At 71.9% G+C, this 26,280-nt stretch carries 28 protein-coding genes and 1 pseudogene; 14 read left to right on the forward strand and 15 right to left on the reverse strand.

Features of this window, described 5'->3' with window-relative positions; translation table 11 throughout:
- The coding region (locus SSOG_RS16850) for an aminotransferase-like domain-containing protein (protein WP_050799886.1) at positions 1–1,193 on the reverse strand (1,193 nt) is incomplete at its 3' end.
- Positions 1,194–1,239: 46 nt separating this feature from the next.
- On the opposite strand from SSOG_RS16850, the gene SSOG_RS16855 reads away from it, so the two are divergent.
- On the forward strand, positions 1,240–2,181 hold the full coding sequence (locus tag SSOG_RS16855; RefSeq protein WP_425385419.1) for an aldo/keto reductase: 942 nt from the start codon (positions 1,240–1,242) through the stop codon (positions 2,179–2,181).
- A 5-nt stretch (positions 2,182–2,186) separates the two neighbouring features.
- Here the strand turns inward: SSOG_RS16855 and SSOG_RS16860 are convergent, their stop codons facing one another.
- Complete coding sequence (locus SSOG_RS16860; protein ID WP_009715448.1) at positions 2,187–2,573, reverse strand: cupin domain-containing protein; 387 nt, start codon at positions 2,571–2,573, stop codon at positions 2,187–2,189.
- Between the two features lie 94 nt (positions 2,574–2,667).
- Here SSOG_RS16860 and SSOG_RS16865 point away from each other — a divergent pair, with 94 nt between their 5' ends.
- Entirely contained in the window at positions 2,668–3,363 is a 696-nt protein-coding gene (locus SSOG_RS16865) for a TetR/AcrR family transcriptional regulator (RefSeq protein ID WP_009715449.1), read from the forward strand.
- A 6-nt stretch (positions 3,364–3,369) separates the two neighbouring features.
- Here SSOG_RS16865 and SSOG_RS16870 read toward each other — a convergent pair whose 3' ends face one another.
- The 3 genes from SSOG_RS16870 to SSOG_RS16880 all read right to left on the reverse strand — a co-directional run bounded on the left by SSOG_RS16870 (position 3,370) and on the right by SSOG_RS16880 (position 5,781).
- Complete coding sequence (locus tag SSOG_RS16870) at positions 3,370–3,819, reverse strand: DUF3515 family protein (RefSeq protein WP_167542493.1); 450 nt, start codon at positions 3,817–3,819, stop codon at positions 3,370–3,372.
- Positions 3,820–3,964: 145 nt separating this feature from the next.
- Entirely contained in the window at positions 3,965–4,483 is a 519-nt protein-coding gene (locus SSOG_RS16875; protein ID WP_009715451.1) for an NUDIX domain-containing protein, read from the reverse strand.
- Positions 4,480–5,781: an NsdA family TPR-like regulatory protein gene (locus tag SSOG_RS16880; protein WP_050799888.1), complete on the reverse strand. Its 1,302-nt coding sequence runs from the start codon at positions 5,779–5,781 to the stop codon at positions 4,480–4,482. The genes SSOG_RS16875 and SSOG_RS16880 overlap by 4 nt, the downstream gene beginning before the upstream one ends.
- 164 nt (positions 5,782–5,945) lie before the next feature.
- On the opposite strand from SSOG_RS16880, the gene SSOG_RS16885 reads away from it, so the two are divergent.
- From SSOG_RS16885 to SSOG_RS16895, 3 genes are all read left to right on the forward strand, one after another.
- Positions 5,946–6,719 carry a vWA domain-containing protein gene (locus SSOG_RS16885; RefSeq protein ID WP_009715453.1) on the forward strand — a complete coding sequence of 258 codons (774 nt, stop codon included), beginning with the start codon at positions 5,946–5,948 and terminating at the stop codon, positions 6,717–6,719.
- A gap of 183 nt (positions 6,720–6,902) precedes the next feature.
- Positions 6,903–7,115, forward strand: coding sequence for a hypothetical protein (locus SSOG_RS16890; protein ID WP_050799889.1), 213 nt, complete (start codon positions 6,903–6,905; stop codon positions 7,113–7,115).
- 69 nt (positions 7,116–7,184) lie between these two features.
- Positions 7,185–7,733, forward strand: coding sequence for a hypothetical protein (locus SSOG_RS16895; RefSeq protein WP_039937837.1), 549 nt, complete (start codon positions 7,185–7,187; stop codon positions 7,731–7,733).
- On the opposite strand, the gene SSOG_RS16900 is transcribed toward SSOG_RS16895, so the two are convergent.
- Positions 7,720–8,460 carry an MBL fold metallo-hydrolase gene (locus SSOG_RS16900; RefSeq protein WP_009715456.1) on the reverse strand — a complete coding sequence of 247 codons (741 nt, stop codon included), beginning with the start codon at positions 8,458–8,460 and terminating at the stop codon, positions 7,720–7,722. The two genes, SSOG_RS16895 and SSOG_RS16900, sit on opposite strands and share 14 nt — an antisense overlap.
- Before the next feature lie 63 nt (positions 8,461–8,523).
- The gene (locus tag SSOG_RS16905) at positions 8,524–8,904 is read right to left on the reverse strand and encodes an ArsR/SmtB family transcription factor (RefSeq protein ID WP_009715457.1); all 381 of its coding nucleotides are present in this window, start codon (positions 8,902–8,904) and stop codon (positions 8,524–8,526) included.
- Between the two features lie 102 nt (positions 8,905–9,006).
- Here SSOG_RS16905 and SSOG_RS16910 point away from each other — a divergent pair, with 102 nt between their 5' ends.
- Positions 9,007–10,254 carry an MFS transporter gene (locus SSOG_RS16910; protein WP_009715458.1) on the forward strand — a complete coding sequence of 416 codons (1,248 nt, stop codon included), beginning with the start codon at positions 9,007–9,009 and terminating at the stop codon, positions 10,252–10,254.
- Between the two features lie 31 nt (positions 10,255–10,285).
- Here the strand turns inward: SSOG_RS16910 and SSOG_RS16915 are convergent, their stop codons facing one another.
- The 4 genes and pseudogenes from SSOG_RS16915 to SSOG_RS56035 all read right to left on the reverse strand — a co-directional run.
- Positions 10,286–10,906, reverse strand: a complete 621-nt coding sequence (locus tag SSOG_RS16915) for a GTP-binding protein (RefSeq protein WP_009715459.1) — start codon at positions 10,904–10,906, stop codon at positions 10,286–10,288.
- Positions 10,854–11,306: a DUF742 domain-containing protein gene (locus SSOG_RS48520; protein WP_245606607.1), complete on the reverse strand. Its 453-nt coding sequence runs from the start codon at positions 11,304–11,306 to the stop codon at positions 10,854–10,856. Before SSOG_RS48520 ends, SSOG_RS16915 begins: the two co-directional genes overlap by 53 nt.
- A 29-nt stretch (positions 11,307–11,335) precedes the next feature.
- On the reverse strand, positions 11,336–11,758 hold the full coding sequence (locus SSOG_RS48525; RefSeq protein WP_078510605.1) for a roadblock/LC7 domain-containing protein: 423 nt from the start codon (positions 11,756–11,758) through the stop codon (positions 11,336–11,338).
- Positions 11,759–11,795: 37 nt separating this feature from the next.
- A pseudogene (locus tag SSOG_RS56035) lies at positions 11,796–14,222 on the reverse strand (ATP-binding protein); the annotation flags it as partial.
- Between the two features lie 526 nt (positions 14,223–14,748).
- Here SSOG_RS56035 and SSOG_RS16925 point away from each other — a divergent pair.
- Positions 14,749–15,885 (forward strand): substrate-binding domain-containing protein, encoded by a 1,137-nt coding sequence (locus SSOG_RS16925; protein WP_039937840.1) that lies wholly within the window; start codon positions 14,749–14,751, stop codon positions 15,883–15,885.
- 31 nt (positions 15,886–15,916) lie between these two features.
- Here SSOG_RS16925 and SSOG_RS16930 read toward each other — a convergent pair whose 3' ends face one another.
- The gene (locus SSOG_RS16930) at positions 15,917–17,065 is read right to left on the reverse strand and encodes a beta propeller repeat protein (protein WP_039937844.1); all 1,149 of its coding nucleotides are present in this window, start codon (positions 17,063–17,065) and stop codon (positions 15,917–15,919) included.
- 87 nt (positions 17,066–17,152) lie between these two features.
- On the opposite strand from SSOG_RS16930, the gene SSOG_RS16935 reads away from it, so the two are divergent.
- The 4 genes from SSOG_RS16935 (at position 17,153) to SSOG_RS16950 (ending at position 20,261) form a co-directional block, all read left to right on the forward strand.
- On the forward strand, positions 17,153–18,064 hold the full coding sequence (locus SSOG_RS16935) for a phosphorothioated DNA-binding restriction endonuclease (RefSeq protein WP_009715462.1): 912 nt from the start codon (positions 17,153–17,155) through the stop codon (positions 18,062–18,064).
- Positions 18,061–18,876, forward strand: coding sequence for an endo alpha-1,4 polygalactosaminidase (locus tag SSOG_RS16940; RefSeq protein WP_009715463.1), 816 nt, complete (start codon positions 18,061–18,063; stop codon positions 18,874–18,876). Before SSOG_RS16935 ends, SSOG_RS16940 begins: the two co-directional genes overlap by 4 nt.
- A gap of 121 nt (positions 18,877–18,997) precedes the next feature.
- A complete protein-coding gene (locus tag SSOG_RS16945; protein ID WP_009715464.1) occupies positions 18,998–19,651 on the forward strand; it encodes an ATP-dependent Clp protease proteolytic subunit in 654 nt (217 codons plus the stop codon).
- Positions 19,652–19,655: 4 nt separating this feature from the next.
- A complete protein-coding gene (locus SSOG_RS16950; RefSeq protein WP_009715465.1) occupies positions 19,656–20,261 on the forward strand; it encodes a ClpP family protease in 606 nt (201 codons plus the stop codon).
- 43 nt (positions 20,262–20,304) lie between these two features.
- Here the strand turns inward: SSOG_RS16950 and SSOG_RS16955 are convergent, their stop codons facing one another.
- Positions 20,305–20,715, reverse strand: a complete 411-nt coding sequence (locus SSOG_RS16955; protein ID WP_009715466.1) for a helix-turn-helix domain-containing protein — start codon at positions 20,713–20,715, stop codon at positions 20,305–20,307.
- A gap of 289 nt (positions 20,716–21,004) precedes the next feature.
- Here SSOG_RS16955 and SSOG_RS16960 point away from each other — a divergent pair, with 289 nt between their 5' ends.
- Positions 21,005–21,898, forward strand: a complete 894-nt coding sequence (locus tag SSOG_RS16960) for an alpha/beta fold hydrolase (RefSeq protein WP_009715467.1) — start codon at positions 21,005–21,007, stop codon at positions 21,896–21,898.
- A gap of 73 nt (positions 21,899–21,971) precedes the next feature.
- A complete protein-coding gene (locus SSOG_RS16965) occupies positions 21,972–23,843 on the forward strand; it encodes a gamma-glutamyltransferase family protein (RefSeq protein WP_039937846.1) in 1,872 nt (623 codons plus the stop codon).
- A gap of 7 nt (positions 23,844–23,850) precedes the next feature.
- Here SSOG_RS16965 and SSOG_RS16970 read toward each other — a convergent pair whose 3' ends face one another.
- Together SSOG_RS16970 and SSOG_RS16975 are read right to left on the reverse strand one after the other, a co-directional pair.
- Positions 23,851–24,204, reverse strand: coding sequence for a DUF1330 domain-containing protein (locus tag SSOG_RS16970; protein WP_009715469.1), 354 nt, complete (start codon positions 24,202–24,204; stop codon positions 23,851–23,853).
- A gap of 107 nt (positions 24,205–24,311) precedes the next feature.
- Positions 24,312–24,824 (reverse strand): hypothetical protein, encoded by a 513-nt coding sequence (locus SSOG_RS16975; protein WP_039937847.1) that lies wholly within the window; start codon positions 24,822–24,824, stop codon positions 24,312–24,314.
- Between the two features lie 70 nt (positions 24,825–24,894).
- Between SSOG_RS16975 and SSOG_RS16980 the strand changes: the two genes are divergently transcribed.
- Positions 24,895–26,280 (forward strand): PucR family transcriptional regulator (locus SSOG_RS16980; protein WP_039937850.1); only part of this gene is annotated, 1,386 nt, incomplete at its 3' end.

Below are 26,280 nucleotides of genomic sequence, written 5' to 3' on the forward strand. Positions count from 1 at the left end.
CCCGCGACGCGGGCATCCGGCAGTTCGGTGGCGAGCGTTCGTACGAGCAGGTCGCGGCGTACGCGGAACCGGCGGCGCGCCGCGCGGAGGTGAGCGTCGTACCAGCCTCGGTCGATGAAGGTCGCGAGTGCGAGCTGGTCCAGTACGGGTGGCGCGGCGGCGACGGGGTTCGCCGCCGCGAGGGCCGGGGTCAGCGCGGCGGGCGCGACCAGCCAGCCCAGGCCGAGGGCCGGGGAGAGGGTCTTGCTGACCGAGCCGAGGAGGAAGACCCGGCTCGGGTCCATTCCCTGCATGACGGCGACCGGGTGGTGGTCGTAGCGGAACTCGGCGTCGTAGTCGTCCTCGATGACGTAGCCGTCGACCTCGCGGGCCCAGCGCACCAGGCGGGCCCGGCGGGCCGGGGACAGCACCGTGCCGGTGGGGAACTGGTGGGCCGCGCCGACGACGACGGCCCGGGCCGGGGTGCGGGCGAGGGCGTCGACGCGGAGGCCGTCGCGGTCCACGGGCACCGGGTGCAGCCGGAGGCCGACGCTCGTCGCGGCGTCGCGCAGCCGCCCCCAGCCCGGGTGTTCGACGGCCAGGTCGGCGATCCCCTCGGCGCGCAGTGCGCGGCAGGTGCGGACCAGTCCGTCGGTGACGCCCGCGCACACGGATACGGCCGCGGCGTGCGCGTCCGCGCCGCGCGAGCGCCGCAGGTACTGCGCGACGGTCGTACGCAGGCCCGGGTGCCCGGCGGGGTCGGGCAGGCCCAGGTCGTAGTGGACGGCCGAGCCGGTGACCGACCGGACGGCGTCCGCCCAGCGGCGGCGCGGGAACGCCCGCAGGTCGGGCAGGCCGGGCGCGAGGTCGTACCGGATCGGTGGCGGCGCCGGTACGGGCCGGGCGCGGGGCCGCGGCGGCGCGGTGTCCGGATCCGGCGACCAGGCGACGCGGGTGGCGGAACCCCTCCGGGCGGCGAGGTAACCCTCCGCGATGAGCTGCCCGTACGCCTCCGTGACGACCCAGCGGGAGCAGCCCAGCTCCTCGGCGAGCGCCCGGCTCGGCGGCACGGCGGCACCCTCCGCCAGCCTGCCGTCCCGTATCGCGGTGCGCAGCGCGCGGGCGAGGCGGTCGTGCAGGCGGCGCGAACCGCGCTCGGGAGTGCCGATCTCCAGCAGCGTCGCCCACGCGGAATTGGTCTGGGAAATCGCCACAAGATTGGAGCGTACCGCCGATCCGCATCGGCCTAGCGTGATGGACATGAATCCTCAACTGGCGCTGGGCGCCATGCTGTTCGGCACGGTCCAGGACGAGCGGCGATCGTTCGAGATCCTGGACCGTTTCGTGGACGCCGGAGGCGTCTGGATCGACACCGCCAACTGCTACGCGTTCTGGTCGGACCCGACCGGCTTCGGCGGGCAGAGCGAGACGCTGCTCGGGCGCTGGCTGGCGCGCCGCCCGGGCGTCCGCGACCGGGTCAGGATCAGCACCAAGGTGGGCTGCGAGCCGACCGAGGCCGGGCGCTTCCCGGAGACGGCCGAGGGCCTGTCGGCCGAGGTGATCAAGCGCGGCATCGAGGGCAGCCTCCGGCGCCTCGGTACGGACCACGTCGAGCTGTACTGGGCGCACAAGCCCGATCCGGCCACCCCGCTGGACGAGACGGTCGCCGCCTTCGACGAGCTGGTCGCCGCGGGTACGGTCGGCCGCCTCGGCTGCTCCAACTACCCCGTCTGGCAGCTGGAACGGGCCCGGAAGCTCGCCCGGGCCCACGGCGGCGCGGGCTTCACGGCGGTGCAGCAGCAGCACACGTATCTGCACCACCGCCGCGTGGCCGAGCCCCTCGTGCGGCACCGGTTCGGCGTGGTGAGCGACGAGGTGCTGCACTACCTGGAGCACCACCCGGACATCGCGCTGTGGGCGTACACCCCGCTGCTGAACGGCCGCTACACCCGCCCGGACCGGCCGCTTCCGGCGGAGTACGACCACCCCGGCACCGCCCGCCGCCTCGCGGCGCTGGACGAGATCGCCGCCGAGACCGGCACCAACCGCAACCGGGTGGTGCTGGCGTGGCTGACCGGCGGGACCCCGGCCGCCACGCCCATCGTCGGCGTCAGCACGGTGGAGCAGCTGGACGAGGCGGTCGCGGGGGTGTCGCTGGAGCTGAGCACCGAGCAGCGTGAACGGCTGGACCGCGCCGTGTGATCCGGTCAGCGCTTTTCGAGGAGGGTGCCGTGGCGCAGGGTGATCGACATCAGGTCGCTCGGGGCGTCGAGTTCCAGCCGGTGCCAGCGCCCGCGGGGCACGACCACGGCGGTGCCCGCCGCCAACCGCACCACGTCCTCGGAGCCGCCGGGCGACGTGGGACGGAAGGCGAGGCGGACCCCGCCCGTCAGGCAGCACACCGCCTCGTCGGCCTCCGGGTGCATCTCCCAGTGGTCGGCGTGGACGTCGGCGTCGGTCTCGACGTGGAACGTGGCGACCTGCCAGGCGCCGTCGGGGTCACTGCCCTTCATCTGCCGCTCGGCGGCCCGGACGCCGCCGTCGGGGTGGAAGCGCAGCGCTGAGGCGAACAGGTCGATGGGGGTCGTCGTCATGACGGCGTCCTTCCGGTCGGCATGAATTTTTGTACGCGTACGAAAAATAGCGGGAGAGGAACGCCGTTGTCGACACCTGGGGGATGATGGGTCCATGCCGCAACCGTCCGCACCGCGCAAAACCCGTGGCCGACCTCCCCGTTTCTCACGCGAGGAGGTCGTCGCGACGGCCCGCAGGATCGTGGACGAGGACGGCGTGGACCGGCTGACCATGCGGCGGCTCGCCACGGAGGTCGGCAGCACGCCGATGGCGCTCTACCACCACGTGCGCAACAAGGAAGAACTGCTCCTCCTGCTGCTGGACGACCACGCCGCGCGGACGCTGCGCCGCCCCGAACTCCCCGCCCACCCGCGCGAGCGGATCATCGTCGCCGCCGCCGCGATCCACGAGGCGCTCGCCGCGTGCCCCTGGATCGTGGAGGTGCTGACCGCCGACGACCTGATGTCCGCGTCCGCGCTGTGGTTCGTCGAGCAGATCGTCGACGGCCTGGTCGAATGCGGCCTGACCCCCGAGCGGGCCGTGCACGGCTACCGTGCGGTCTGGTACTACACCGCCGGGGAGATCGTGGTCCGCGCGACAGCGGCCCGGCGGCGTGCCGACGCCGACGACGCCGACGCCGACGCCTACGCCGACCGCGCGACCTACCGGGAGCGGGTCTTCGCCGACCTCGACCCGGACGAGCTTCCCCGCCTGGCCCGCATCGCGGACGACTGGGCGCCCCTGACCGCCGAAGACACCTACCTGGACGGGCTCCGCGCCTTGGTGGACGGCCTTCTCGTCAGCCGCTGAATCCGCTCAGAGCGTGTCGCTCAACGAGAGGCATTTCGACTTCTGCGGAATGCTTCGGACCGCCCGATTCACGTCGACCAACGCGTCTCCGGCCTTGGGCCCATCGCCCTCGACGGTGATTTCGACCGCGGGGGTACGGCCGTACGTCGTCAGCACCTGCACCCCGTCCTTGTTCGCCCGCTTCTCGTCGAGCACCCAGTCGACGCTGTTGACGTCCACGCACAGGTTGGTCGTCGGCCGCAGCGGGGTGACGCCGCAGCGCAGCACGACCGAGCCGTCTCCCCAGGAGGCGACTCCCTCTCCGGTGACATCGTCGCGATGCTTCGACAGAACGGTCTCGGGGGCCCGGGAAATGACATCGGCGCACTTCGGATTGTCGGCGTAGGGGCCGGGCTCTACGGATTCCTTGGAAAAGAACAGGAAATACGAGGCGACAGCGGCCGCAATCCCCGCCACGACGCACACCCCGGAGATGAGGCGGGCCTTTTTACTCCATGACCTGAACCGCATCGGACCCACTTATTCCCTCGACACCTGGCTCGCACCCTACCCTTACGCCGCACTCCACCCCGGAGCGGGGATCACGGGCCCCCAGGCGCCGTCAGGGCGCGAGACCTTCGCCGTTCTCCAGGTACGCGGGCCGCCGCCCGGCCAGGGCCCCGAGCGCCTGAGCGGCCCGTCGCCGGGTGCGGGGCGGGAGCATGGCCAGGGCGTCGTCCGGGGCATTGAACTCGCAGGCCGAGAGTTCGTGGTCGTGCGGGTGCAGGCGGCGGATCTGGTCGGCGGACAGCATGCCTCCGTCGAAGACGAACGCGAGCTGGTCGTCCCAGGGGCCGTGTGGCGCGACCCAGTCGACGCACAGGAGCCCACGCAGCTCGACGGCAAGGCCCAGCTCTTCGCCCAGCTCGCGCCTCGCCGCATCCGCGGGCGACTCGTTCGCCTCGGCCATCCCGCCGGGGAGATCCCACGCGTCCTTGTACGTCGGCTTGACCACCAGCACGCGCCCGGCGGCATCGCGCAACAGCACGTCGGCCGACACGCGCTTGCGTGCCTGCTTGGCGTTCCCTTCCGCCAGGTAGGCGTCCCATTCGGCGGTGCCTGGTTGGGGGTGGGTGGTCATATGTCGGAACCTCCGTGGACGGGAGGAGCTCCGAGCCCGGCCAGGATGAGCGCCCGTTGCCGCTTTGTCGCGGCGAGACGGTCCAGGAAGTCCCTCACGGTCGGTTCCACGCGATACCGGGCCAAGGCATCGGACAGCACATCGAGTTGCTGGGTGATCCGCAACGATCCGAGCGTTGCACACTCGCCGAGGAGCGCACGGCCAACCTCACACGCGGCCTCCGGCTCGCCCTGCCGCGTGCGGATCAACGCCAAGGTGATCTGGCTGAACACGCGGCTCCTCGCGCGGTCGCCGGAGCGGAGAACGATCGCCTCTTCGGCGGCTTCCACGGCGACGGGCAAGCAGCCCGCATCCTGCAAGGACAACGCCGTCTCACTCGCCAATGCGGGGCTGCCGAACGAGCTGATCCAAGGAGATGGCTGGGTGTCCGGCATCTTGTCGATCTCCTTCTGTGCCACAGCCAGTGAGCGGCGAGCCCCGTCGCCGTCCCCGAGCTGAGCGAGCGCTCGCGCCTCCATCGCATGCAGTCTCGCGTTCAGCGTAGGGATGCGGGACCCACCGGCTACATGGTCGCGTCCCGCTCTCGCCAGAGAAACGGCCTTGTCCGGGTGGCCCATCTGTAAGGCGAGATGGCTCATGCTGGCCATGATGTTCGCACTCAAGACGTGGTCATCTCCGGCCTTCGCCAGCGAAAGGGCTTTGGCGAAGTGGTCACCGGCCCGCCAGTTATGGCCCGTGTCATGAGCCATCCATCCGGCCATCTCCGTCAGCGCTGCGGCTGCCTGGAACGTCCGGGCGGAATCAAGGCCGGTCTCGCCCCCAAAGACCCGTGGAGCCATCTTGTGATGGAGGTAATGGAGCACCGAGGCGTACAGATGACCACCGCCCAGTTGCCGGCCCGCGGCCCGAAACGACCTCACCGCGGGCAGGTCCGGGGCTACTTCCGAGGACGGCACGGACTGGATGGGCTCGACCTGAGCGGCGACAGACGCGCGCCGCGTCTCGCGGCCCTCCCAAGGACGGGGAGCGAGACGCATCAATCCACCGGGGATACGCAATCCATCAGCGATCTGCTCCATCTTTTCCACGCTCGTCACGCGACCTTCGCCGCGTGCGAGCTTCCCGACGCGCTCAGGCTTCATGTCGCATGCGTCGGCGATCCGCATGAAGCTGATGCCGGACCATTTGCGGGCGAGCGCGAAGAACACGCCGAAGTCGTGGCGCAGCAGCGCCGCGCGCACGTCCTCGCGGGCGAGCAGTCGTTCCGGCAGGGCGTGGGGCGCGACGGACTCGGCCAAGAGAGCACTCCCGGTGTCGCTTACTGAGCGTTGGCCAATCCGCACCGAGTGTACCCAGCGCAAAGTGTCTGCGACCGCCCCCGGTCGTCATCACGACAAAAGCACCATGGAGCACCCAACAGAGCAGCGACACAACCGGGTTACTTGGGGAACAATCGCCGAGTATGGGAATCGAGTATCGCAAGCATCCCAAAATCGACTACCGCAAGCGGCCCAAGATACCCGGGCCCGGGGTCAGCTTGGAGAAGGTCGCCGCCCGGGCTCCCGAGTTGGTCAGCCTCTACAAGACGGCCGCGGTCTCTTTGACCAAGCACCACGTGAGTGGGCAACGTGCCGCCGTGTACCTGGTCCTGGACCGCTCCGGGAGTATGCGCCCGTACTACCGGGACGGCTCTGTGCAGCACTTGGCAGAGCAGACTCTCGCCCTCGCGGTCAACCTGGACGACGACGGGGTCGTGCCGGTCGTCTTCTTCTCCACGGAGATCGACGGGACCGCTGAGATCAGCCTCGAAGCCTACCGGGACCGGATCAACCCCTTGCACGACTCCATGGGGCACATGGGGCGCACGAATTACCACGTGGCCATGCAGGCGGTCATTGACCATTACCAGTCGTGTGGAGCCGAAGATCCGGCGTTCGTCGTCTTTCAGACCGACGGTTCCCCCACGTCCAAGGCCGCTGCGGAGCACGTGCTGTGCACCGCTGCGAAGCTGCCGATCTTCTGGCAGTTCGTCGGGTTCGGCGAGGACGAATTCCGCTTCTTGCGCAAGCTGGACGATATGCCGGTACCAAGTAGGCGGGTTGTCGACAACGCGGGGTTTTTCGCCGCCGGGTCGTCGCCCAAGGCTCTATCTGACGCCAGCCTCTACGATCAGTTGCTCGGTGAGTTCCCGCTGTGGCTGGCCTCCGCTCGCTCCGCCGGCATCCTGAAAAGGTGAGGGCGGCCAGCTCGGGAACACCAAGGACGCAGGTCTACCCATGATGGGGATAGCCAGGGGCGGGAAGGCAGCGCCGTAACTCCGCAGCAGAGTTGGCAGCACAAGACCCCCGCGGCCGCGCGAACGTCCAGACGCGGTTGCGTGCTCACCGGACGACCACCATCCCGTACCGGCCGGGCAGCAATGACCGCAGCAGTCGCCACGCGATGGGGCATGGGCTCCGAACTCCTCGGTCACGCCGACGCGCTGCTCGGCAACCCCAAGGCGGGAGCCGGAGAGCTTCGCTTCCTCGCGAACCGCCTGGTCGAGGCGCTGCGGGACGCGTTGAGGGTGGCGGACAGCCGCGGCAGGCGGCTCCCCGGGCTCGATGAGGACGAGAGCGGGGCGTTCGGATAAGCGGGCGGGCGGTGTCAGACGTCGCCGCTAGTGTCTGCTGACCGGCCATCGCCCTGTCGAAGGACTCTCATGAGCGACGCGTACTCCCCCATCCCCGAGCTGAACCTGCTCAAGGAGTTCCAGGACAGCCTCGGCGGGCAGTTCTTCGCGCCCGGCTTCGAGCTGATCGCATACGACGACGATCTGGACTGGTTCTGCGGCGACGCGCCCGAGGCGTATCTGGAGCGGCTCATCCCGTTCGCGTACGCCACGTCCTCCGGGTCGTTCTACGCCTTGTGGCGGTGTGACGACCGGACCGACCTCGCCGAGCTGCCGGTCATTTTCTTCGGCGACGAGGGCGATCTGTGGATCGAGGCCCGCAATCTGCGCGAGCTGTTTCGGCTGCTCGCCGCCGAGGCGGACGATCCCGAGGATCGCGATCGGGTCGCCCCCGCGCGGGAGAGGTATCTGGCGTGGCTGGACCAGAACTTCGGCACAGGTGATGCCGAGAGGGAGGTCCTGGCCGAGTACGCCCGTCGGTTCGCCGACTGGGTTGCGGAATTCGCCTCCGAGGAGCTTCTCGATCAGGTGGTCGGCGCGCTCGGCCTGGACGGGCGCGGTGCGGTCACAGGCGGGTGATGAGGCCAGGGGTGGCGATGGCGATGGGGGGTTTGAAGGTTTCCGCCGCCGCGGTCTGCGCGGCTTCCGGGGCCGTGCCCGGCCAGAGGTGGGTGAGCATGAGGCGGGCGGCGCCCGCCTGGTGGGCGTATTGACCGGCGAGGCGCGCGGTCAGCAGGTACGGGGCGTCGCCGGTCGGGACCTGGTGGACGTACGTGGCCTCCGCCAGGAACAGGTCGGCGCCCCGGGCGAGGCGCGGGATGTCGGGGCTGGGGCCGGTGTCGCCGGTGTAGGCGAGTACGGCGCCGGGGGTGGTGAGCCGGAGGCCCGCGTTGGGGACGAAGTGCGGCAGGAGCCAGGTGTCGGTGGTGAAGGGACCTATCTCGAACCGGTCGCCGGGCGTGAACTCGTGGAGGCGGTACGCCCCGGCGAGCATCGTCGGCTTGTCGAGGGCGAGGACGGCGTCGACCGCTCCGTGCGGGGCGTGGACGGGCAGGGGCGGCGGCGGGTCGTCGCTCAGCCCCCGGGCGCGTAACAGGGGGTTGAGGTCGGCGCAGTGGTCGGGGTGTCCGTGGCTGATCAGCACGGCGTCGACCGCGTCGACGGTGCCGTGCTGGAGCAGGCGTGGCAGCGTGGCGTAGCCGGGGTCGATCAGCAGGCGGAATCCCGCGTACTCCACGAGGTAGCCGCTGCATGCCTGGTCCGCGGTGGGCCAGGCCCCGCAGCCGCCGAGAACGGTCAGTCGCATGACACGGGACCCTAGCGCCGTTCCTCGGCGGTGAGCAGGTGTTTTACGACCGGCTTGAAGGGGTTACGGAGCGTCCGGCGTCCATGCCGCCACCAGGTCCAGGAGTCCGGGGAAACGGGCGTTGAGGTCGGCGACGCGTACGTGGCTGCGGCGCTCCAGGCCGTACTGCCGCTGCCTGGTGACACCCGCCTCCCGCAGGGCCTTGAAGTGGTGGGTGAGGGAGGACTTGGGGCGGTCGATCCCGAACCAGCCGCAGGGGTGGTCGAACTGCTCCGACTCCAGGAGGAGTTTGCGCACGATGAGCAGGCGCAGCGGGTCGCTCAGCGCGCCCAGCACCGTTTCCAGGCGCAGGTCTTCGACCGCGGGCTCCGGCAGTGGCCCGGGCAGCCCCGCGGGTTCCGGCAGCACTTTGACGGCCGACAGCGGTCCCACCGTCGACGGCATACGCGGCTCCTCGCGGCACCTCGAATCGACTGTACGAGTCTGATCGTACTGCATGCTAAGTTCGACTTAATCCGTACTGCGCTGTACCTGGAGGGATCGGCCATGGTGGAAAGTCGAACGGCGACCGTGGAGGGGAGAGACGGGCTGCGCCCGGACCCGGGTGCGGCGGCTCCGACCTGGTGGGTGTGGCTCGCCGCGTGGCCCGTGACGGCCGTCTTCGTGCTGTCCAACGCCGCGACGCCGCTGTATGTGCTGTGGCAGCGGGACATCGGGTTCTCCCAGGGCACCCTGACGGTGGTCTTCGCGTTCTACATCGTCGGGCTGCTGGGCTCCCTGCTCGTCTCCGGTGTCCTGTCCGACCGACTCGGGCGCAAGCCCGTCCTGCTGCCCGCGCTCGCCCTCGCCGTGACGGCCTGCCTGATCTTCGCCACGGCGCACACCGTGGCCGCGCTGATCGTCGCCCGGCTGTTCACCGGCATCGCGGTCGGCGCCATCGTCTCGGCGGGCATGGCGGCCGTGACGGACGTGGCCGGGCAGGACCGCAAGCGGCTCGCGGCGTTGCTCGCCTCCTGCGCCATGGTCTTCGGGGCCGGGCTGGGGCCGTTCCTCGCCGGTGTGCTCTCCGAGACCCTTCCCGCGCCGACCGTCACCGTCTTCGTCGTCGAGGCCGCGCTGCTGATCACCGCCATCCTCGCCGTGCTGCGCATGCCCGTACGGCGTCCCACGGCACCCCCGGCGAGGGGGAAGTGGGTGCGCGTGCCCGGCGTACCGCACGGCAACGGTCCACAGCTCACCCTGGGCATCGCGGTGTTCGCACCCGGCATCACCGCGACGTCCTTCGTGCTCTCGCTCGGCCCGTCGCTGCTGGCCGGTCTGCTCGGTACCACCAGTCGGATCGTCGCCGGAGGCATGGCGTTCGCGATGTTCCTCGCCGCGACCGGGGTGCAGTTCGCGGTCCAGAAGCTGCCCCGTCGCACGATCCTGACCGCGGGAGCGGTCAGCACCGTCCTGAGCATGCTCGCGCTCATCACCGCCGTCCGCACCTCATGGATCCCCGCGCTCATCGCGTCCGCCCTGCTGGCCGGGGCCGGACAGGGCATGGGCCAGCTCGGCGGCCTCTCCCTGCTCAACTCCACCGTCCCGCCACAGCGGTTGGCGGAGGCCAACGCGGCGCTGAACGTGGGCGGTTACGTTCCGGCCGGTCTGCTGCCGGTATCGGCGGGCTACCTCAGCGACGCCGTGGGGCTGACCGACGGGGCAACCCTCTTCGGCCTGGTCCTGATGGCCCTCGCCACCGCCGGCGGCATCGTGGTCCTCGCCGGACGCGGGCGGGTGCGGGAATCCGGGTGAGCGGACGGACGGATCGGCACCCGGGCGGGTGTCAGGCCGGTTCGGCGGATTTGGCGCGGGCCACGGCCACGTCGAGGACGACGAGCAGTGCGTCGCGCACCGAGCCCGTGTCGCGGGCGTCGAAGACGGTGAGGGGGATGTGCTCGGAGACGTCGAGGGCCCACCGGACCTCGTCCAGCTCGTGCTGGACCTCGCCGTCGAAGGCGTTGACGGCGACGGCGAAGGGGATGTCCTTGTGCTCGAAGTAGTCGACGGCCGCGTAGCAGTCGTCCAGGCGGCGGGTGTCCACGATGACGAGGCCGCCGAGGGCGCCTTCGACCACGTCGTCCCACATGAAGCCGAACCGGTCCTGGCCCGGGGTGCCGAACAGGTAGAGCTTGAGGGTCGGGTCGATGGTGATGACGCCGAAGTCCATGGCGACCGTGGTCGTGGTCTTGCCGGGGGTGTGGGTGAGGTCGTCCACGCCCGCCGCGACCTCCGTGATGGCGGCCTCCGTGGTCAGCGGGCGGATCTCGGAGATGGCGCCCACGGCCGTGGTCTTGCCCACTCCGAAGCCGCCCGCGATGACCAGCTTGACCGGCAGCGGTGGTGGTGCGGGTTCAGCTGCTGTCGCGGAGTGTGCCCCGTGAGTCGGGGACGGCGCGGAGTCCATCGATAACCCTTCGCAGTACGGAGATGTCCTGGACGGTCCTGGCGTCCGGCACATGGACCGACAGGTGTCCGGCGGTGCACAGGTCCTCCGCCAGGACCCGCACCACATTGAGGTGCAGCCGAAGCTGGGCGGCCAGCTCCGCCACCGACTGCGGGCGTCGGCAGGCGGCGACGATGTCGTGGCGTTCGAAGGCGAGCGTGCGGAGGGAGGAGAGCCCGTCCGACGTCGCCACGACCTGGGCCTCGACCGGGAGCGGGGGCGCGGTGCCGCCGCCCGCCACCCGGCCCGCGGTCAGCAGGAACGGCCGGATCGCGGAGGCGCGGCCCGTCGGCTCCGGTGCTTCGGTCGGGCCCGGCTCGGCCGCCACGTCGTCCGGCTCTGGGCCATCGGTGTCCGTCACGCCGACCCCCTTCTGAGTGTGCGCACGCGTCAGATGATGGGGGTGGCGGCGTTCTTCTTCAGCTCCAGTACGAGCTGGGGGGTGAGCGCGCCTCCGGCCCGGTTGGCGAAGAGGGTCATCTCGTACGCGATGTTGCCCAGCTTCGCCTCCTTCGTCGTCACCACGCCGAGGACGGCGCCGCAGCCGATGGCCGACACCAGCACATGGCCGCCCTCCAGGTCGATGATGACCTTGTTGAGGCCGCCCAGGCCGTAGTTGCCGGAGGCACCGGCGGCAAGGCTCGTGACACCGGAGACGATCGCGGCGAGCCGCTCGGAGTCGGCCTGTTCGCGCAGCTCGGACGCGGCGATCAGCAGGCCGTCGGACGACACGGCGATGGCGTCGACGACACCGGCGGTATGGGTGGCGAACCGGTCGAGCAGCCAGGTGAAGTCGGCCGCGGCTGCTCGCAGGTCGGTGGGCTCCTCGCCCCAGCGGAACTCTCTTCACCTGGTCGGCGTGGTCACTGCCCGACTCCTTCCGGGGTTGCTGATGCGGCGATGGCGTGGGTTCGGGGTCGGTCGGGGCGTTGGCACTGTCCTGCTGTGCCCTGCGTACGGCGGCCTCGAACTCGTCGAGTTCCGACCGGACCGCATCGGCGTCGGCGGGCGCGCGGACGGCCGCGATGCCCCGGTCGGCCGAGGGAGTGGTCTTGTCGAGCGTCGCGCCCCGTACCCGCCGCCGCAGCGGACGGGACGTGGGCTCGCCGGACGGCCTCTCCCCGGTGGGGGACGGCGTCTGCTCGGTGGACGGTTCCTGCTCGGCAGAGGGTTCCTGCCGCGTCCCCTCCGCACCCTTGCGGTTCGGGATGCGCCGGGGCAGGCCGCCGGGCTGCGCGGGTGCCGCCTGGCGCGACTCCGGCGCGGGGGCGGGCGTCCGTACCGGCAGCGGCGTGGCACCGGCAGAAGCGGAACCAGCGGAATCAGCAGAACCGGCGGAATCGACGGGCTCGCGTCCGGACGGGGTCCGCGCCAATTCCGTGACCACCGGGGACGGCACGGCGGCGTCCGCCGCGTTCACCGCCATCAGCAGCGCGTCGGGGATCCACACGGTCGCGGTGACGCCGCCGCCGGGCGTACGGCTCAGGGTGACCCGGATGCCCCAGCGCCGGGCGAGGCTGCCGACGACGAAGAGGCCCAGCACCTTGGTGGGGACGAGGTCGAGCCGTTCGCGGCGGATGAGCCGGGCGTTCTCCTCTTCGAGGCGTTCGGCGCCCATGCCGAGGCCGTGGTCGATGACCTCGATCAGCGCGCCGCCGTCCGCGGTGATGTCGGTGCCGGGCCGGACGACGACCTCGACGGGGGTCTCGGACGGGGAGAACGCGACCGCGTTCTCCAGCAGTTCGGCGACCATCAGCGTCAGGTCGCCGATGATGTCGGGCGCGACCGTGACCTCGGTCTCGGAGCGCAGGGAGACCCGCTGGAAGCCCTCGATACGGCCGAGGCTCGCCCGGATGACGTTGGCGAGGGCGGTCGGCTGGGCGTCCAGCTCGGCTTCCCGGATTCCGGCGAGCAGCATCAGGCTGTCGGCGTTGCGCTGGAGGCGTACGGCGATGTGGTCGATGCGGTAGAGCCGCTCCAGGACGTCGGGGGCGGTTTCCTCGCGTTCGACGGCGTCGATCAGGGTGAGCTGGCGGGTGGTGAGGTTGCTGACCCGGCGTCCGACGTTGCCGAACATCTCGCCGACGTTGCGGCGGCTGAGCACCTGCCGTTCCAGCAGCGCCGCTGCGGTGACCTGCACCTGGTTGAACGCCTCGGCCAAGTCGCCGATCTCGTCGCGCACGGGTACGGGGATGGGCCGGGGCCGCAGCGGGGTGCTGTCGGCGGACTCGTCGTCCTCGTCCTCGACGCGGGCGAGTTCCTCGCCCGCCACCTCGACGACCTGGTGGGCGGCGCCGGTCAGGGCCGCCAGGGGGCGTACGACCGAGCGCCGGACCAGGAAGGAGAAACCGAGCCAGGCGGCGAAGCCGAGGACGGCGAGGCCGAGCAGGGCCACCGACTTGCGCAGGGCGTCCTCGGAGAGGCTGTCGGCGCGGGCGGCGATCTGGTCGGTCAGCGTGCCGGTGATGTCGAGGCGGTCCTCGGCCTGCCGGGTGCCCGCGTCGATCGCCTTGCGCAGCGCTTCCGGTGACTGGCCCTGGAGGGAACTGGGGTCGATCTGGAGCTCCGCGAACTTGGCGTCGAAGCCGTTCTCCTCGGCGCTGCGCTCGATGCCCTCCAGGCGCAGGACCTGGTCCCGCCCGGCGATTCTGCTGAAACGATCCGCCTGTTCCTCGTAGATCCGGTGGGCACCGGCCGCGCGGGTGTACTCGGTGAGGGCGTTGGCGTCCCGGGTCTGGGCCGAGAACACGCCGCTCTCGAACGCCGCGTGGGCGGCGTCGGCGCGCAGCACCGTGTCGAGCAGCTCGACCACCGAGGACGACGAGGAGCCGGAGAAGCGGTCGAGCCCGATGCCGTCGATGAGGTAGCCGACCGCGTTGGCGTACGCGGGGTCGATACCGGCGGCGGGCACCGAGCCCCGCTCGACCTTGTCCCGCAGCACGCCGAGGCTGCCGACGTAGTCGAGGGCCCGGCCCTCCTCCTTCGCCAGCCCCGAGCCGAAGGACGAACGCACCTCGGTGGCCTGCTCGTCGGTGGCCCGCTGCATCCGGCGGTAGTCGATGGTCGACGGCAGGTCCGCCCCGGGCCGGGCCGACTCCTGCTCCACCGCCAGCAGCAGCGCCTGCTGGTGCTCGGCCTGGATGTCGTTGATCAGCCGGGTGACCTGCTCGCTGTCGCGCACAAGTTGAGCGGTCCGGCCGGCGTCCAGGGCCTGCTGCATTTGGCCGTACGCGCCGACGCCCAGCAGCACGCCGACGACCACGACGGGCACGACCACCAGGACGTTGAGCTTGCGCCGGAACGGCCATCGGTCGAGGACGGCTTCCGCGCGCGGCAGGGCGTCCGCCCTCCGGACGTCCGCGCTCCGGGTGTCTGCTCTCCGGGCGTCTGCCTTCCGGCGGAACCGGGGCTCCCGCGGGGCGCGCCCGGACGGGTCCGGTTCGCGTGGCGGGTCCTCTGTGTCCACAGACACCCGGGCCTCCTTCGATGTGCTCCTGAGCGGTGACCGAGGTGTCGTTGTTGCCGACCGCCGACGACCGGGGAGCGTGACGCGAGCGACGTCCGCGCCCCATGCGAGCGACTAGTTTGCGCCACACGTCCAACCGGCCGTGAACACTACCGCGTGTGCGCACGCATGCAAGACATCCACCGGCAACGGTTACCGAAGATCCACGCTTGTCAGGTTTAGGCCATCGGCTCGTCGCTTCTCCCTTGCCCCCGGGGGCTGCCCCGCGGGGCACCGCCACCCGTAACCTGTCTCCTCGCACCACCGGCCCGAACCTCAGTGCCCCGCGAGGAGACCCGTGCACGCCACCCGCAAGTCGGTCCTGACAGCCGCCGCGCTCCTGGCCGTGGCCACCACCGGCTGCGAGCCCGGATCCGGCACCGCCGCCACGAAACCGCGCCCCGCCAAGCCCGGCTGCCCCGCCACCCTCGCCAAGGCCAAGCAGGCGGTCGCGAAGGCCGAGGACGTGGACACCCCATGGAAGGGCCCCACGACCGGACCGAAGGCCCGTCACGGGAAGAGCATCGTCTTCATCCCCCACACCATCACCAACCCCGGGCCCGCCGGAGTCGCCCAGGGCGTCCAGGAGTCCGCCAAGCTCCTCGGCTGGAAGGCCCGCACCATCAACGGCCAGGGCACGCCGAGCGGCATCAGGGCCGCGTTCAAGGAGGCCATCGACCTCAAGCCGGACGGCATCGTCATCGGCGGCTTCGACCCCGCAACCGTCGCGGACGAGGCCGAGAAGGCCAGGGCCGCGGGCATTCAGCTGATCGGCTGGCACGCCGCCCCCGCCCCCGGCCCCAGCAAGAAGCCCGAACTCTTCACCAACATCACCTCCCGGGTCGAGGACGTCGCGAAGATCAGCGCCGACTGGATGATCGCCCGGTCGGACGGCCACGCGGGAGTCGTCCTGTTCACCGACGCCACGGTGCCGTTCGCGAAGCGGAAGTCGGACCTGATCAAGAAGCAGCTCGCCACCTGCTCGGACGTCAAGCTGCTGAGCTACCAGAACATCCCCATACCCGACGTCAACCGCCGCGCCATCGGGGCCGTCCGCTCGCTGCTCTCCCGCTACGGCGACAAGTGGACCTACTCCGCCGCCATCAACGACCTGTACTTCCAGCACACCGCCCCCGCCCTGCGCGCCGCGGGCAAGGACGGCGCCGGCGCCCCGTACACCATCGGCGCGGGTGACGGCGACCCGTCGGCCTTCGAGCGCATCAACACCAAGGACTACCAGGCCGCCACCGTGCCCGAGCCGCTGTCCGAGCAGGGTTGGCAGATCGTCGACGAGTTCAACCGCGCCTTCGCGGGCAGGCCCGCCAGCGGCTACGTCGCCCCCGTCCACATCACCACCGCCGCCAACAGCGGCGGCGCGCTGTCGTGGGACTCCGAGGGCTACCGGCAGGCGTACCGGCAGATCTGGGGCGAGTAACTCAGCCGGAGTCAGCCGGAGTCGGCCGGAGTCAGCCGGAGTCCTCGCCGGGGAACCGGCTCCAGTCGCGCCCGCCGTCCCGTGACCGCCACAGCCCCTCGCCGTCGACGTGGTCATAGCTGGGGGCATCGGAGTCGGCGATGCCGTAGAGAGTGTTTCCCCTCGCGAAGACCGAGCGGAGGTGGGCAGGCTCGGTGATCTTGTGGAAGGAGCGGTTGGCGGGGCTGTCGGCGATCAAGGGGGTCGCGTCGTCGCCCTGGATGAACACCCGGCCGTCATCGAGCACCTGGACCTCGATGTAGCTGAGGCCCTTCTTGAATTCGTCCAGCGGCAGCTGATCCGAATTCCGCAGTGTCCGCCAGCTCTTCCCGTCGTCCGTCGTCACGAAGAGCCCGGTGAACAGGGTGTCGTCCATGCCGATGGGCTTCTCCAGAGGGACGGCGGCGGTGCCGCCATGGGCGGCGATGTCCTCCCCCAGGAGCCGGTCCGGGAGGTCCCGGGACCGCTCGGGACCGCCGTCCTCCCGGCGCGTCACCCGGTACGGCTCGGAACCCTCCGGCTGCCGGACTCCCCAGGCGACACCCCGCTCGTCGAAGTCGGTGAAGGTGAGGTCCCGGGTCTTGGGCACCCCCGCCGCGGGCGCCACGGTGTGGGTCGAGGTGCGGAGCAGCCTGTCCTTGCCACCGGACGACAGCAGTACATCGCCGCGCCCGAAGGTGAGGCGCTTGTCGGACGACTTCACGGCGTGCCGTTCGCCCCGTACGTCGAGGAAGAACCCGTCCTTGACGGAGGGGAGGAAGACGAAGCCGTCCGGCACCGCGTAGAAGGGGCCCGGGTCTTCGAACTCGCCCTCCACCACGTCCATGTGTTCCGCGTGCTCGGCGACGACGTCGCCGTCCGGGCCGTACAGCCGCCAGGCGTTGGCGGCGGGGCCCTCGTCGTCCTCCACGTAGGTGGCGTTGTAGCGCACCAGCGTGGATCCGTCATCGCTGCGCAGAACCTCGTACGGGGCTCCGGCGATGTCGATGACGTCCTGGGCGTGCGGCGTCTCGTCCTCGATGACCTTGTTGTATCTCGTCTCGCGGTCGGCCGCGGACTCCGGCAATCCGCAGGAGGCCAGGGCGGGGGTCAGGAGCGAGGCCATGACGAGCGTGACCGCGGGGGCCGTTCGGCGGAGCATCAAGGGAAGACCATTTCGCACGACTGCTGTTGGACGGACGATCCTCACATGCCGCCGCTGTCGTCGCTCCGTCATACAGTCCGTGGCATGGACTGGATCGAGCGCGTCGGCAATCTGCGGCAGTGGACGAACAACGGGGTGCGCGCACCGCACAAGCCACTGCTGATGCTGTACGCCCTGGGCCGGTTCCAGCACGGGCCCGACCAGGCGCTCCGCTACACGGACATCGAGCGGGACCTGAAGGAGCTGCTGCGGGACTACGGGCCGCCTCGGGACACCTCGCCCTCGTACCCCTTCCACCATCTGACCAATGACGGGGTGTGGGAGGTCCGCACGGCCGACGGCGGCTCCAGTCCCGGTTCGGGGGTGGGGGCATTACGGGCCAGCGGCGCGGAAGGGCGGCTGGTGCCGGGGCTGCGGACCGCGCTGTCCGCGGAGCCGGACCTGCTGGGGCGGCTGGCACACGTCCTCCTGGACACCCACTTCCCGCCCTCCCTCCACACCGACATCGCCGCCGCGGTCGGGCTCGACCTGGAGTCGGCGGACGGCGCGGTACGGACGGAGGTGACCGCACGCGACCGGCGGCGCGCGGCCGAGCTGCGGCGACAGGTGCTGGTCGCCTACGAGTACCGGTGCGCGTTCTGCGGATTCGACGGGGCGATCGGCCGGGTGCCGGTGGGTCTGGAGGCCGCGCACGTACGGTGGTGGGCCTTCCGGGGCGCGGACGACCTCGCCAACGCGCTCTGCCTGTGCTCCCTGCACCACAAGCTGTTCGACCGGGGGGTGCTGGGCCTCGACGGCGGGCGGCGCATCGTCGTCTCCCAGGAGTTCGTCGGCCGCGGTGCGGCGGCCCGGTCCCAGGTGCTCGACCTGGTGGACCGTTCGCTCATCGGGCCGCAGCACGGCAGCGATCCGGTCGCGGCGGAGAACGTGGCGTGGCATACGGAGCAGGTGTTCCGGGGCAAGGCGCGGATGGCACAGGTGGCGCAGGAGGCATGAGCATGGTCCACTCCCCCGCCGCGCGGATGCGGCCCGCGATCGCCGCCTTGGCCCTCGCCTTTCTGACCGCCTGCTCCACCACCACCACGGACACGGGCGAGGCTGACGTCAAGCTGCCACCCGTGGGCGCCGCCTGGGACTACCAGATCGGGGGCGCGTACGAACCCCCCAAGGGCGTCGAGATCGTGAGCCGCGACCGCGCGGACGATCCGGCGCCGGGCCTCTACAACGTCTGTTACGTCAACGCCTTTCAGACCCAGCCGGACGAGAAGTGGCCGTCCCGGCTGCTGTTGCACGACAAGCAGGGCGAGGTGGTCGAGGACCCCGAGTGGGACGGGGAGTCGGTGCTCGACATCACCACGGCGGCGAAGCGCGAGGAGGCGGCCGAGAGGGTCGGGGCGTGGTTCGAGGAGTGCGCCGACAAGGGATTCGACGCCGTCGAGCCCGACAACCTCGACACCTTCACCCGCTGGCCCGACCTGCTGACCGCGGAGCAGGCCACCGCGTATGTGTCCCTGCTGACGAAGCGCGCCCACGATCTGGGGCTCGCCATCGCGCAGAAGAACACCGGGCCGCTCGCCACGCGCCGCGCGAAGACCGGGCTGGACTTCGCGGTGGTCGAGGAGTGCGGTCGATACGACGAGTGCGGGGCGTTCGCGAAGCCGTACAAGGACCGGGTGGTCGTGGTCGAGTACGAGGACAAGGGGATGGCGAAGGCCTGCGACGGCTTCGGCGACCGGCTGTCCGTCGTACGCCGCGACCAGGACGTCTCCACCCCGGACGACGACGGGTACGTCCGCGAGGTCTGCTGACGGCGATCTGCTGACGGCACATCTGCCGCAGGCAGAGAAACCTGTCCCGGGGGCCGGTGCGGGCCGACAGTGAGGTGACCGCGGCGAAGTCCGCCGCGGGTCACCACCTTCGGGAGGCCCGATGCCAGCGCCCCTCACCGGCTGGGACCCAGCCCTGAGTCCCCGCGCCGACGAGGGCGATACGCCGCCCTCACGCTTTGACGACCACCTCGCCGCGCAGCTCCTCACCCAGCGGATCGTCTTCCTCGGCACCCAGGTGGACGAGGTCTCCGCGAACCGGGTCTGCGCCCAGCTGCTCCTGCTGTCGGCGGAGGACCCGCGCACCGACATCAGCCTCTACATCAACAGTCCCGGCGGCTCGGTGACGGCCGGGCTGGCGATCTACGACACGATGCGGCTGATCCCCAACGACGTCGCGACCCTCGCCATGGGGTTCGCGGCGAGCATGGGGCAGTTCCTGCTCACGGTCGGGACGGCGGGCAAGCGGTACGCGCTGCCCAACGCGCGGATCATGATGCACCAGCCGTCGGCGGGCATCGGCGGGACGACCGCCGACATCGCGATCCAGGCCGAGAACCTGGAGTTCACCAAGAAGGCCATCGAGCGCATCACCGCCGAGCACACCGGCCAGACCCAGGAGACGATCTCCCGCGACGGCGACCGGGACCGGTGGTTCACCGCCGAGCAGGCCAAGGAGTACGGGATGGTCGACAGCATCGTGGAATCGCTGAGCGATGTGCGCCCGGGCGCCTCGCGACGACGGATGGGGATCTGAGGACATGGGCCAGTACACGATCCCGACCGTGGTCGAGCGCACCACGCAGGGCGAGCGCGCGTACGACATCTACAGCCGACTGCTGTCGGAGCGCATCATCTTCCTGGGCACGGAGATCGACGACGGCGTCGCCAACGTCGTCATCGCGCAACTGCTCCACCTGGAGTCGTCCGGTCCGGAGCAGGAGATCGCGATCTACATCAACTCACCGGGCGGCTCGTACACCTCGCTCATGGCGATCTACGACACGATGACCTTCGTGACCGCGCCGATCTCGACGTTCTGCGTCGGCCAGGCGGCCTCGACCGCGGCCGTGCTGCTGGCCGGGGGCGACCCCGGGCGGCGCTTCGTCCTCGAACACTCCCGGGTCCTGCTGGGCCAGCCCGCGACCGGCGGGGCGCGCGGCACGGTGTCCGACCTCAGCCTCCAGGCCAAGGAGATGCTGCGCATCCGCGCCCAGGTCGAGGAGGTGCTGTCCCGTCACACCCCGCACGACGTGGCGAAGCTGCGCGCGGACATGGACCGCGACAGGGTGTTCACGGCCGAGGAGGCGGTGACGTACGGGCTGGCCGACGAGGTGCTGTCGAGGCGGCTGGTCCGCGCCGCCTGATCCTGGAGTACGTGGCGCCTCAGGCGGCGAGCCGCGCGGCGCCTCAGGCGGCGAGCCGCAGCCGGGCCTCGCCCTGGTGGCTCTGAGAGGTCTGAGGGGAGGCCAGCCGCGCCTGCGGGGCGGCGGCGCCGGTCCTGCCCGGCCGCGTCCGCGCCCCCGTCAGCCGGATGATCTCGACCTGGGCCAGCGCGAGCAGATCGGCCAGCCCCAGACCGAGGGCGCGGGCGGCGGCCGCGAGGACTTCCGACGAAGCCTCCTTGCGGCCCCGCTCCAGCTCGGAGAGGTACGGCATCGAGATGCGCGCCGCGTCGGCGACGTCCTTCAGCGTGCGCTGCTGCGCCAGCCGCTCCCGCCGCAGCACGTCCCCGACGACGTCCCGCCAGAGTGGCTCCTTGGTCGCGGGGACGGGGCGCAGGGGGATGACGCGGGCTGGTTTGGGCGCGTGGCTGCTCATCCCCTCAGCGTAGAAGCGTCCCGCCCACCCGTCAGCCAACTCCGCTCTGCCTGCGGCGAAACCCCCGGCTCTAGCATGATCCGGATGGCTACCAAACCTGCCGTCGCACGACGCCATCACGCTGCTGGCTGCGCCCTCCTGGCTCTGGCGCTTTCTGCGCGCCCACCGCCGGACCGCCCGGAGCTGACGGCGGATCCGCACCCTCCGCATAAAGCCCTTGACGGCGTGCGGCAATCAACGAGACGATACGTCTCGTTCAGCGCCCCGTCGCGTCGAGAGGATCCCGCCCATGGACACCGCACCGAGAGACACCGCGTACGTCGAGGCCGCGCCCGGGGTGCGGTTGTGGACCGAGCAGCGCGGGGACGCCGGGGCTCCGGCGCTGCTGCTGGTCATGGGGGCGCAAGCCGCCGGGTTGGGGTGGCCCGAGCCGTTGGTGGACGCGCTGGCCGAGCATCATCGGGTCATCCGCTACGACCACCGCGACACCGGCCGTTCCACCTGGTCCTACGAGCAGGCCCCCTACCGGATCGCCGATCTGGCCGGGGACGTGGTCGCGGTGCTGGACGGGCTGGGGGTCGAGCGGGCGCATCTCGTCGGGATGTCGCTGGGCGGCATCCTCACCCAACTCGTCCTCGCCGACCATCCGGAGCGCGTGCTGAGCGCCACCCTGCTGGGCACCGGCGCGTGCAGCACCACCCCGTACACCGCGCCCGACGGGACCCGTGCCCCCGTCGAGGAGCTGCCCGGGGTGGATCCGCGGATCCTGGAGGAGTGGGCGCGGTCGGTGGAGGATCACGGGCTGGAGGCCGAACTCGACCGGCGGGTCCGGCACTGGCAGCTGCTGAACGGTGACCACATCCCCTTCGACCCCGACTGGTTCCGGGAGCTGGAGCGCGGGATCATCGAGCACACCGGGCGCTACGACACCTCGGGCGCGCACGCCCGCGCCGATCAGTCCGGGCTGGTACGCACCGAAGCGCTGGCCGCGACCGAGGTGCCCACCCTCGTCCTCGCGCCCACCGCGGAGCCGGTGTTCCCGCTGCCGCATCCGCGGCATCTGGCCCAGGTCATCGGCGGCGCCCGGCTCGTGGAGATCCCCGGCATGGGCCACGCCCTGCCCCCGGCCGTGCTCGGGCCGCTCGCCGACGCGATCCTGGGGCACACCCGCACGGCGTCCTGATCGCACCGTGGACCGGTCCGTGGGTCGTGCGCGATGCTGGGCCGCACCTCGGCCGCCACCCTCAGGGAGCTGCATGTTCACCACCCGGCCCACCCTCCAGGGCACGTACGGAATGGTGTCGTCCACCCACTGGCTGGCCTCGCAGTCCGCCATGGCCGTCCTGGAGGACGGCGGCAACGCCTTCGACGCGGCCGTCGCCGCCGGGTTCGTCCTGCACGTCGTCGAACCGCACCTCAACGGGCCCGCCGGTGAGGTGCCGGTCATCCTCGCCCCGGCGGGCTCCCCACCCACCGTGCTGTGCGGGCAGGGCCCGGCGCCCGCCGGGGCCACCATCGGCCACTACACCGGGCTCGGCCTCGACCTGGTGCCCGGCACCGGCCCGTTGGCCGCGGCCGTCCCCGGCGCCTTCGACGCCTGGATGCTGCTGCTGCGCGACCACGGGACGCGGCGGCTCGCCGAGGTGCTGCGGTACGCGATCGGATACGCCGAGCACGGCCACCCCGCGGTGGAGCGGATCGGCGAGACGGTCGAGACCGTACGGGAGCTGTTCGAGACGGAGTGGACGACGTCCGCGGAGCTGTATCTGCCGGGCGGGCGGTCGCCCGCCCCCGGGCGGCTGCTCACCAACCCCGCGCTGGCCGCCACCTGGCGGCGGCTCATCGCCGAGGCGGAGGCGGCGGGGCCGGGGCGGGAGGCGCAGATCGACGCGGCCCGCCGGGTGTGGCGCGAGGGCTTCATCGCCGAGGAACTGGGCGCCGCGGCGGCCCGGCCCGCCCTGGACTCCTCCGGGGAACGCCACGCGGGCACGCTCACCGGCGACGACCTCGCCGGTTTCGAGGCCACGTACGAGGACCCCGTCCGGTACACGTGGAACGGCTGGACCGTGTGCAAGGCCGGGCCGTGGAGCCAGGGGCCGGTCTTCCTCCAGCAACTCGCCCTGCTGCCGGACGGGCCGGCCGCGGAGGACCTGGGCGGGCCCGACTACCTCCACACCCTCATCGAGGGCAGCAAGCTGGCCATGGCCGACCGGGAGGCGTGGTACGGGGACGCGGGCGCGGACGTACCGCTCGCCGATCTGCTCTCCCGCCCGTACAACGACGCGCGGCGGGCGCTGGTCGGCGAGCACGCCTCGTACGACCTGCGCCCCGGGCACCCCGGCGGCCGCGAACCCCGGCTGGGCGAGCAGGCGCTGGCCGCCGTGGCCCGGTCGGCGACCGGGGCCGCCGGACCGGCCGCCGCGCTCGGGGGCGGCGAGCCGACCGTCGGCGGGGCGCCAACCGTGGGCGGGGCGCCAACCGTGGGCGGCGAACCGGCCGTCGGCGCGGACGGCGCCACCCGGGGCGACACCTGCCATCTCGACGTCGTCGACCGCTGGGGCAACATGGTCGCCGCCACCCCCAGCGGCGGCTGGCTCCAGTCCAACCCCGTCATCCCCGCGCTCGGCTTCCCGCTCGGCACCCGGCTCCAGATGGCCTGGCTGGACCCCGGCCTGCCGAACTCCCTGACCCCCGGCCGCCGCCCGCGCACCACCCTCACCCCGTCCCTCGCGCTGCGCGGCGACACCCCGGTCCTCGCGTTCGGCACCCCCGGCGGCGACCAGCAGGACCAGTGGAGCCTGCACTTCTTCCTCCACGTCGCGCTGCGCGGCGACGCGGCCGTACGCTCCGGGCTCGACCTCCAGGGCGCCATCGACGCCCCCAACTGGCACCAGGAGAGCTTCCCCGGCTCCTTCCACCCCCGCGCGATGACGGCGGGCCGGGTCGTCGTGGAGTCGCGGATCGGCGAGCCCGCGGTGGCGGAACTGCGCCGCCGCGGCCACGACGTGGCGGTGGGCGAGCCATGGTCGGAGGGCCGGCTGTGCGCGGTGGCCCGCGATCCGGAGACGGGCGTACTGCTGGCCGGGGCCAACCCCCGCGGCGCCCAGGGCTACGCGGTGGGCCGCTGAGCCGGAGCTAAGAGGTGTACCCCGCGTCCTCCGCGCGGAGTTTGGCGGCACGTTCGACCGGGTCGTAGTCCGGACCCACGCCCTCCACGAGGATCACGTCCCCCTCGACGTGATCCGTCCGCAGCGGCAGGATTTCCTGGTACGCGGGCGACGCGTACCAGGCCCGGCCCTGCTCCATGTCCGGGAACTCGATCAGGACCGCGCTGCCCGGCCACTCCCCCTCCGCCACCTCCAACGCGCCCCCGTGGATGACGAAGCGGCCGTGGAAAGGGTCGAGGGTCGCCTGGATGCGCTCCAGGTAGGTGATGATGTCCGGGTGCGGGCTGCTTGCTCGCAGATGGGCCAGGGCGTAGGCGGGCACGGTTCCTCCCGGGGGTCCGCGGCGGCCGTTGGCGGACCGCCGGTGTGGGACCACCCTGGCGCGACCCCGGGCAAGCGTCGATTACCCGGCGCGTAAAGCGGCGTGTCTCAGTCCGTGAGGCCCAGGTCCTCGCGCATGATCCGCCGCATCTCCGACAGCCTCGGCTCGGCGTCCTTCAGTTCGAGCAGGGCGACCGCGGCGGTCTCGCCCTCCCGGGGGATCCCCCGGTCGATCCGCTTGGCCACCGCGTCGATACCGGCGAGGACCGTGTTCAGGTCGCGGGACGCGGCGAGGACGCGTTCGGGGACGATCATCTGGGCCTCGGCGTACTGGTCCCGGTAGTCGCGCCGGGCCTCCTCCAGCCGGGCGCGGTCGTCGTCCGTGTAGACGTCGTCCCGGATGCGGTGCAGCGCGTCCTTGAGGAGGGTGTGGAACTGCCGGGAGGCGCGGTTCATGGCGGTGTAGGCGGCACGGCGCTCCTCGAAACGGCGGCGGCGGTCCTCGATGAGAGCCTCCTCCGCGCGCTGACGCACCGTCAATCGCTGGTGCAGCAGGGGCGCGAAGAGCGTGCCGAGGACACCGACGACGGCAGTGATCATGGCGGCTATGACGGCGGACACCCCGCAGACGATAGCGGCCGCCGAAAGGGACCTCACCAGCGCCGGACCGGAGGAACTAAGGTGCGGTTCCATGGCAGCTTCGCCCTCCGACGCGCGAGCGGAACGCGCCGACGACGTGCTCGCCCTCGCCCGGCTCGCCGCCCGGCGCGGGGCGGTACGGGCCATGCTCGACTGGCTCACCCGGCGCGCCGGCGGCCCTGCCATGCTCATCGGCGCCGACGGCTCCGTACTGGCCACGGCGGACGACCCGCCGCCCGCCGCGTCGCTGCGGCGGCTCGCCGCCGAGGCGGCCGTCGCGCTGCACCGCCGCGGCGCCCCGTCCGGGGTGCTCGGCGGGGGCGAGGCGCGCCCCGTCCACCTGGTCTCGCTCGGGTCCGCGGAGGCCCGCGACCCGGCGCCGTATCTGGCGGTCGTCGCGCCCACCGCACCGCGCTGCGGGGTGCTGCTCGCCGACGCGTCCCGCACCCTCGCCCTGAGCTGGCGGGTGGAGGAGGCCGAACGGGCGCGCCGCCGCGTCGAGTCGGCCGAGGCGCACAGCCGGGAGGCGGTGCTGCATCTGCTCATGGTCGGCAGCCTGCCCGCGGCGCAGCGGATCGCCGCCGCGCTGCGCCCGGCGCTGCCCACCGTGCTCCAGGTGTACGTGATCGAGTGCCCGCTCGACCGGCGGCGCGAGATCGCGTCCCGGATCCACGCCTCGGTGCGCGGCCGGGCCTGGGTGGTGCCGTGCCCGGTGCGCCCCAACCACCTCATCTCGCTGGTCCCGGCCCAGGGGGAGTCGATCACGCCGGACGGCGAGCCGCTGGACCAGCTGATCATCCGGCAGGAGAAGGAGTGCCGGGTCGGGGTGAGCGCGGTGATCGCGCTGCGGGACACTCCGGTCGGCTACGAGCAGGCGTTCCACGCGCTGGCGGTGGCCCGTAACGCACCGCAGCGGTCGGCCGGTTTCGGCGGGCACAGCGATGTGACGGTCCTGTCGAGCCCGGAGGGGCACTCCTGGGCCAGCGAACTCCTGGCGCCGTGCCTGGAGTACGCGCCGACCCGCCGCGCCGACCCCGGCCCGGCGGAGCTGCTCGGCACCCTCGGCTCCTGGCTCAGCTTCGGCAGCGCGGCCAGCCGCCATCTGAAGATCCACCGCAATACGCTGGCCGCGCGGGTGCGCCACATCGACGGTCTGCTCGGCGTGGACGTCAGCCACAGCCTGGCCGCCCAGTCGGCCGCCTGGCTCGCGCTGCGGCTGCACCAGGCGCCCCGTGGCACAACCCCGGCCGGGCATGCCGCCACCCTCGACGGGGTGCTGTCCGCGCCCACCGCCGCGGTCTGGGCGCGGGCCCAGCTGCGGCCGCTGGAGCAGGCGAACCTGACGGCGGGTCCGGAGCCCCTCCGCCTGGCTGCGCGCCGACGCCCGGCTGCCCGGCCCCCCCCCCTCGGGATCTCGCTGCCCGGCGCCCGTAAGCGG

Source organism: Streptomyces himastatinicus ATCC 53653 (genome assembly GCF_000158915.1).
GTDB lineage: Bacteria > Actinomycetota > Actinomycetes > Streptomycetales > Streptomycetaceae > Streptomyces > Streptomyces himastatinicus.

Bases quoted from the DNA above. Each gene is read 5' to 3' on its own strand.
- SSOG_RS16960 (WP_009715467.1), top strand. From the start codon at position 21,005: ATGGACACCGCACCGAGAGACACCGCGTACGTCGAGGCCGCGCCCGGG.
- SSOG_RS16945 (WP_009715464.1), top strand. From the start codon at position 18,998: ATGCCAGCGCCCCTCACCGGCTGGGACCCAGCCCTGAGTCCCCGCGCC.
- SSOG_RS16885 (WP_009715453.1), top strand. From the start codon at position 5,946: ATGGGAATCGAGTATCGCAAGCATCCCAAAATCGACTACCGCAAGCGG.
- SSOG_RS16940 (WP_009715463.1), top strand. From the start codon at position 18,061: ATGAGCATGGTCCACTCCCCCGCCGCGCGGATGCGGCCCGCGATCGCC.
- SSOG_RS16910 (WP_009715458.1), top strand. From the start codon at position 9,007: ATGGTGGAAAGTCGAACGGCGACCGTGGAGGGGAGAGACGGGCTGCGC.
- SSOG_RS16865 (WP_009715449.1), top strand. From the start codon at position 2,668: ATGCCGCAACCGTCCGCACCGCGCAAAACCCGTGGCCGACCTCCCCGT.
- SSOG_RS16935 (WP_009715462.1), top strand. From the start codon at position 17,153: ATGGACTGGATCGAGCGCGTCGGCAATCTGCGGCAGTGGACGAACAAC.
- SSOG_RS16930 (WP_039937844.1), bottom strand. From the start codon at position 17,065: ATGCTCCGCCGAACGGCCCCCGCGGTCACGCTCGTCATGGCCTCGCTC.
- SSOG_RS16955 (WP_009715466.1), bottom strand. From the start codon at position 20,715: ATGAGCAGCCACGCGCCCAAACCAGCCCGCGTCATCCCCCTGCGCCCC.
- SSOG_RS16900 (WP_009715456.1), bottom strand. From the start codon at position 8,460: ATGCGACTGACCGTTCTCGGCGGCTGCGGGGCCTGGCCCACCGCGGAC.
- SSOG_RS16855 (WP_425385419.1), top strand. From the start codon at position 1,240: ATGAATCCTCAACTGGCGCTGGGCGCCATGCTGTTCGGCACGGTCCAG.
- SSOG_RS16965 (WP_039937846.1), top strand. From the start codon at position 21,972: ATGTTCACCACCCGGCCCACCCTCCAGGGCACGTACGGAATGGTGTCG.
- SSOG_RS16890 (WP_050799889.1), top strand. From the start codon at position 6,903: ATGACCGCAGCAGTCGCCACGCGATGGGGCATGGGCTCCGAACTCCTC.
- SSOG_RS16895 (WP_039937837.1), top strand. From the start codon at position 7,185: ATGAGCGACGCGTACTCCCCCATCCCCGAGCTGAACCTGCTCAAGGAG.
- SSOG_RS16950 (WP_009715465.1), top strand. From the start codon at position 19,656: ATGGGCCAGTACACGATCCCGACCGTGGTCGAGCGCACCACGCAGGGC.
- SSOG_RS16860 (WP_009715448.1), bottom strand. From the start codon at position 2,573: ATGACGACGACCCCCATCGACCTGTTCGCCTCAGCGCTGCGCTTCCAC.
- SSOG_RS16915 (WP_009715459.1), bottom strand. From the start codon at position 10,906: ATGGACTCCGCGCCGTCCCCGACTCACGGGGCACACTCCGCGACAGCA.
- SSOG_RS16875 (WP_009715451.1), bottom strand. From the start codon at position 4,483: ATGACCACCCACCCCCAACCAGGCACCGCCGAATGGGACGCCTACCTG.
- SSOG_RS16905 (WP_009715457.1), bottom strand. From the start codon at position 8,904: ATGCCGTCGACGGTGGGACCGCTGTCGGCCGTCAAAGTGCTGCCGGAA.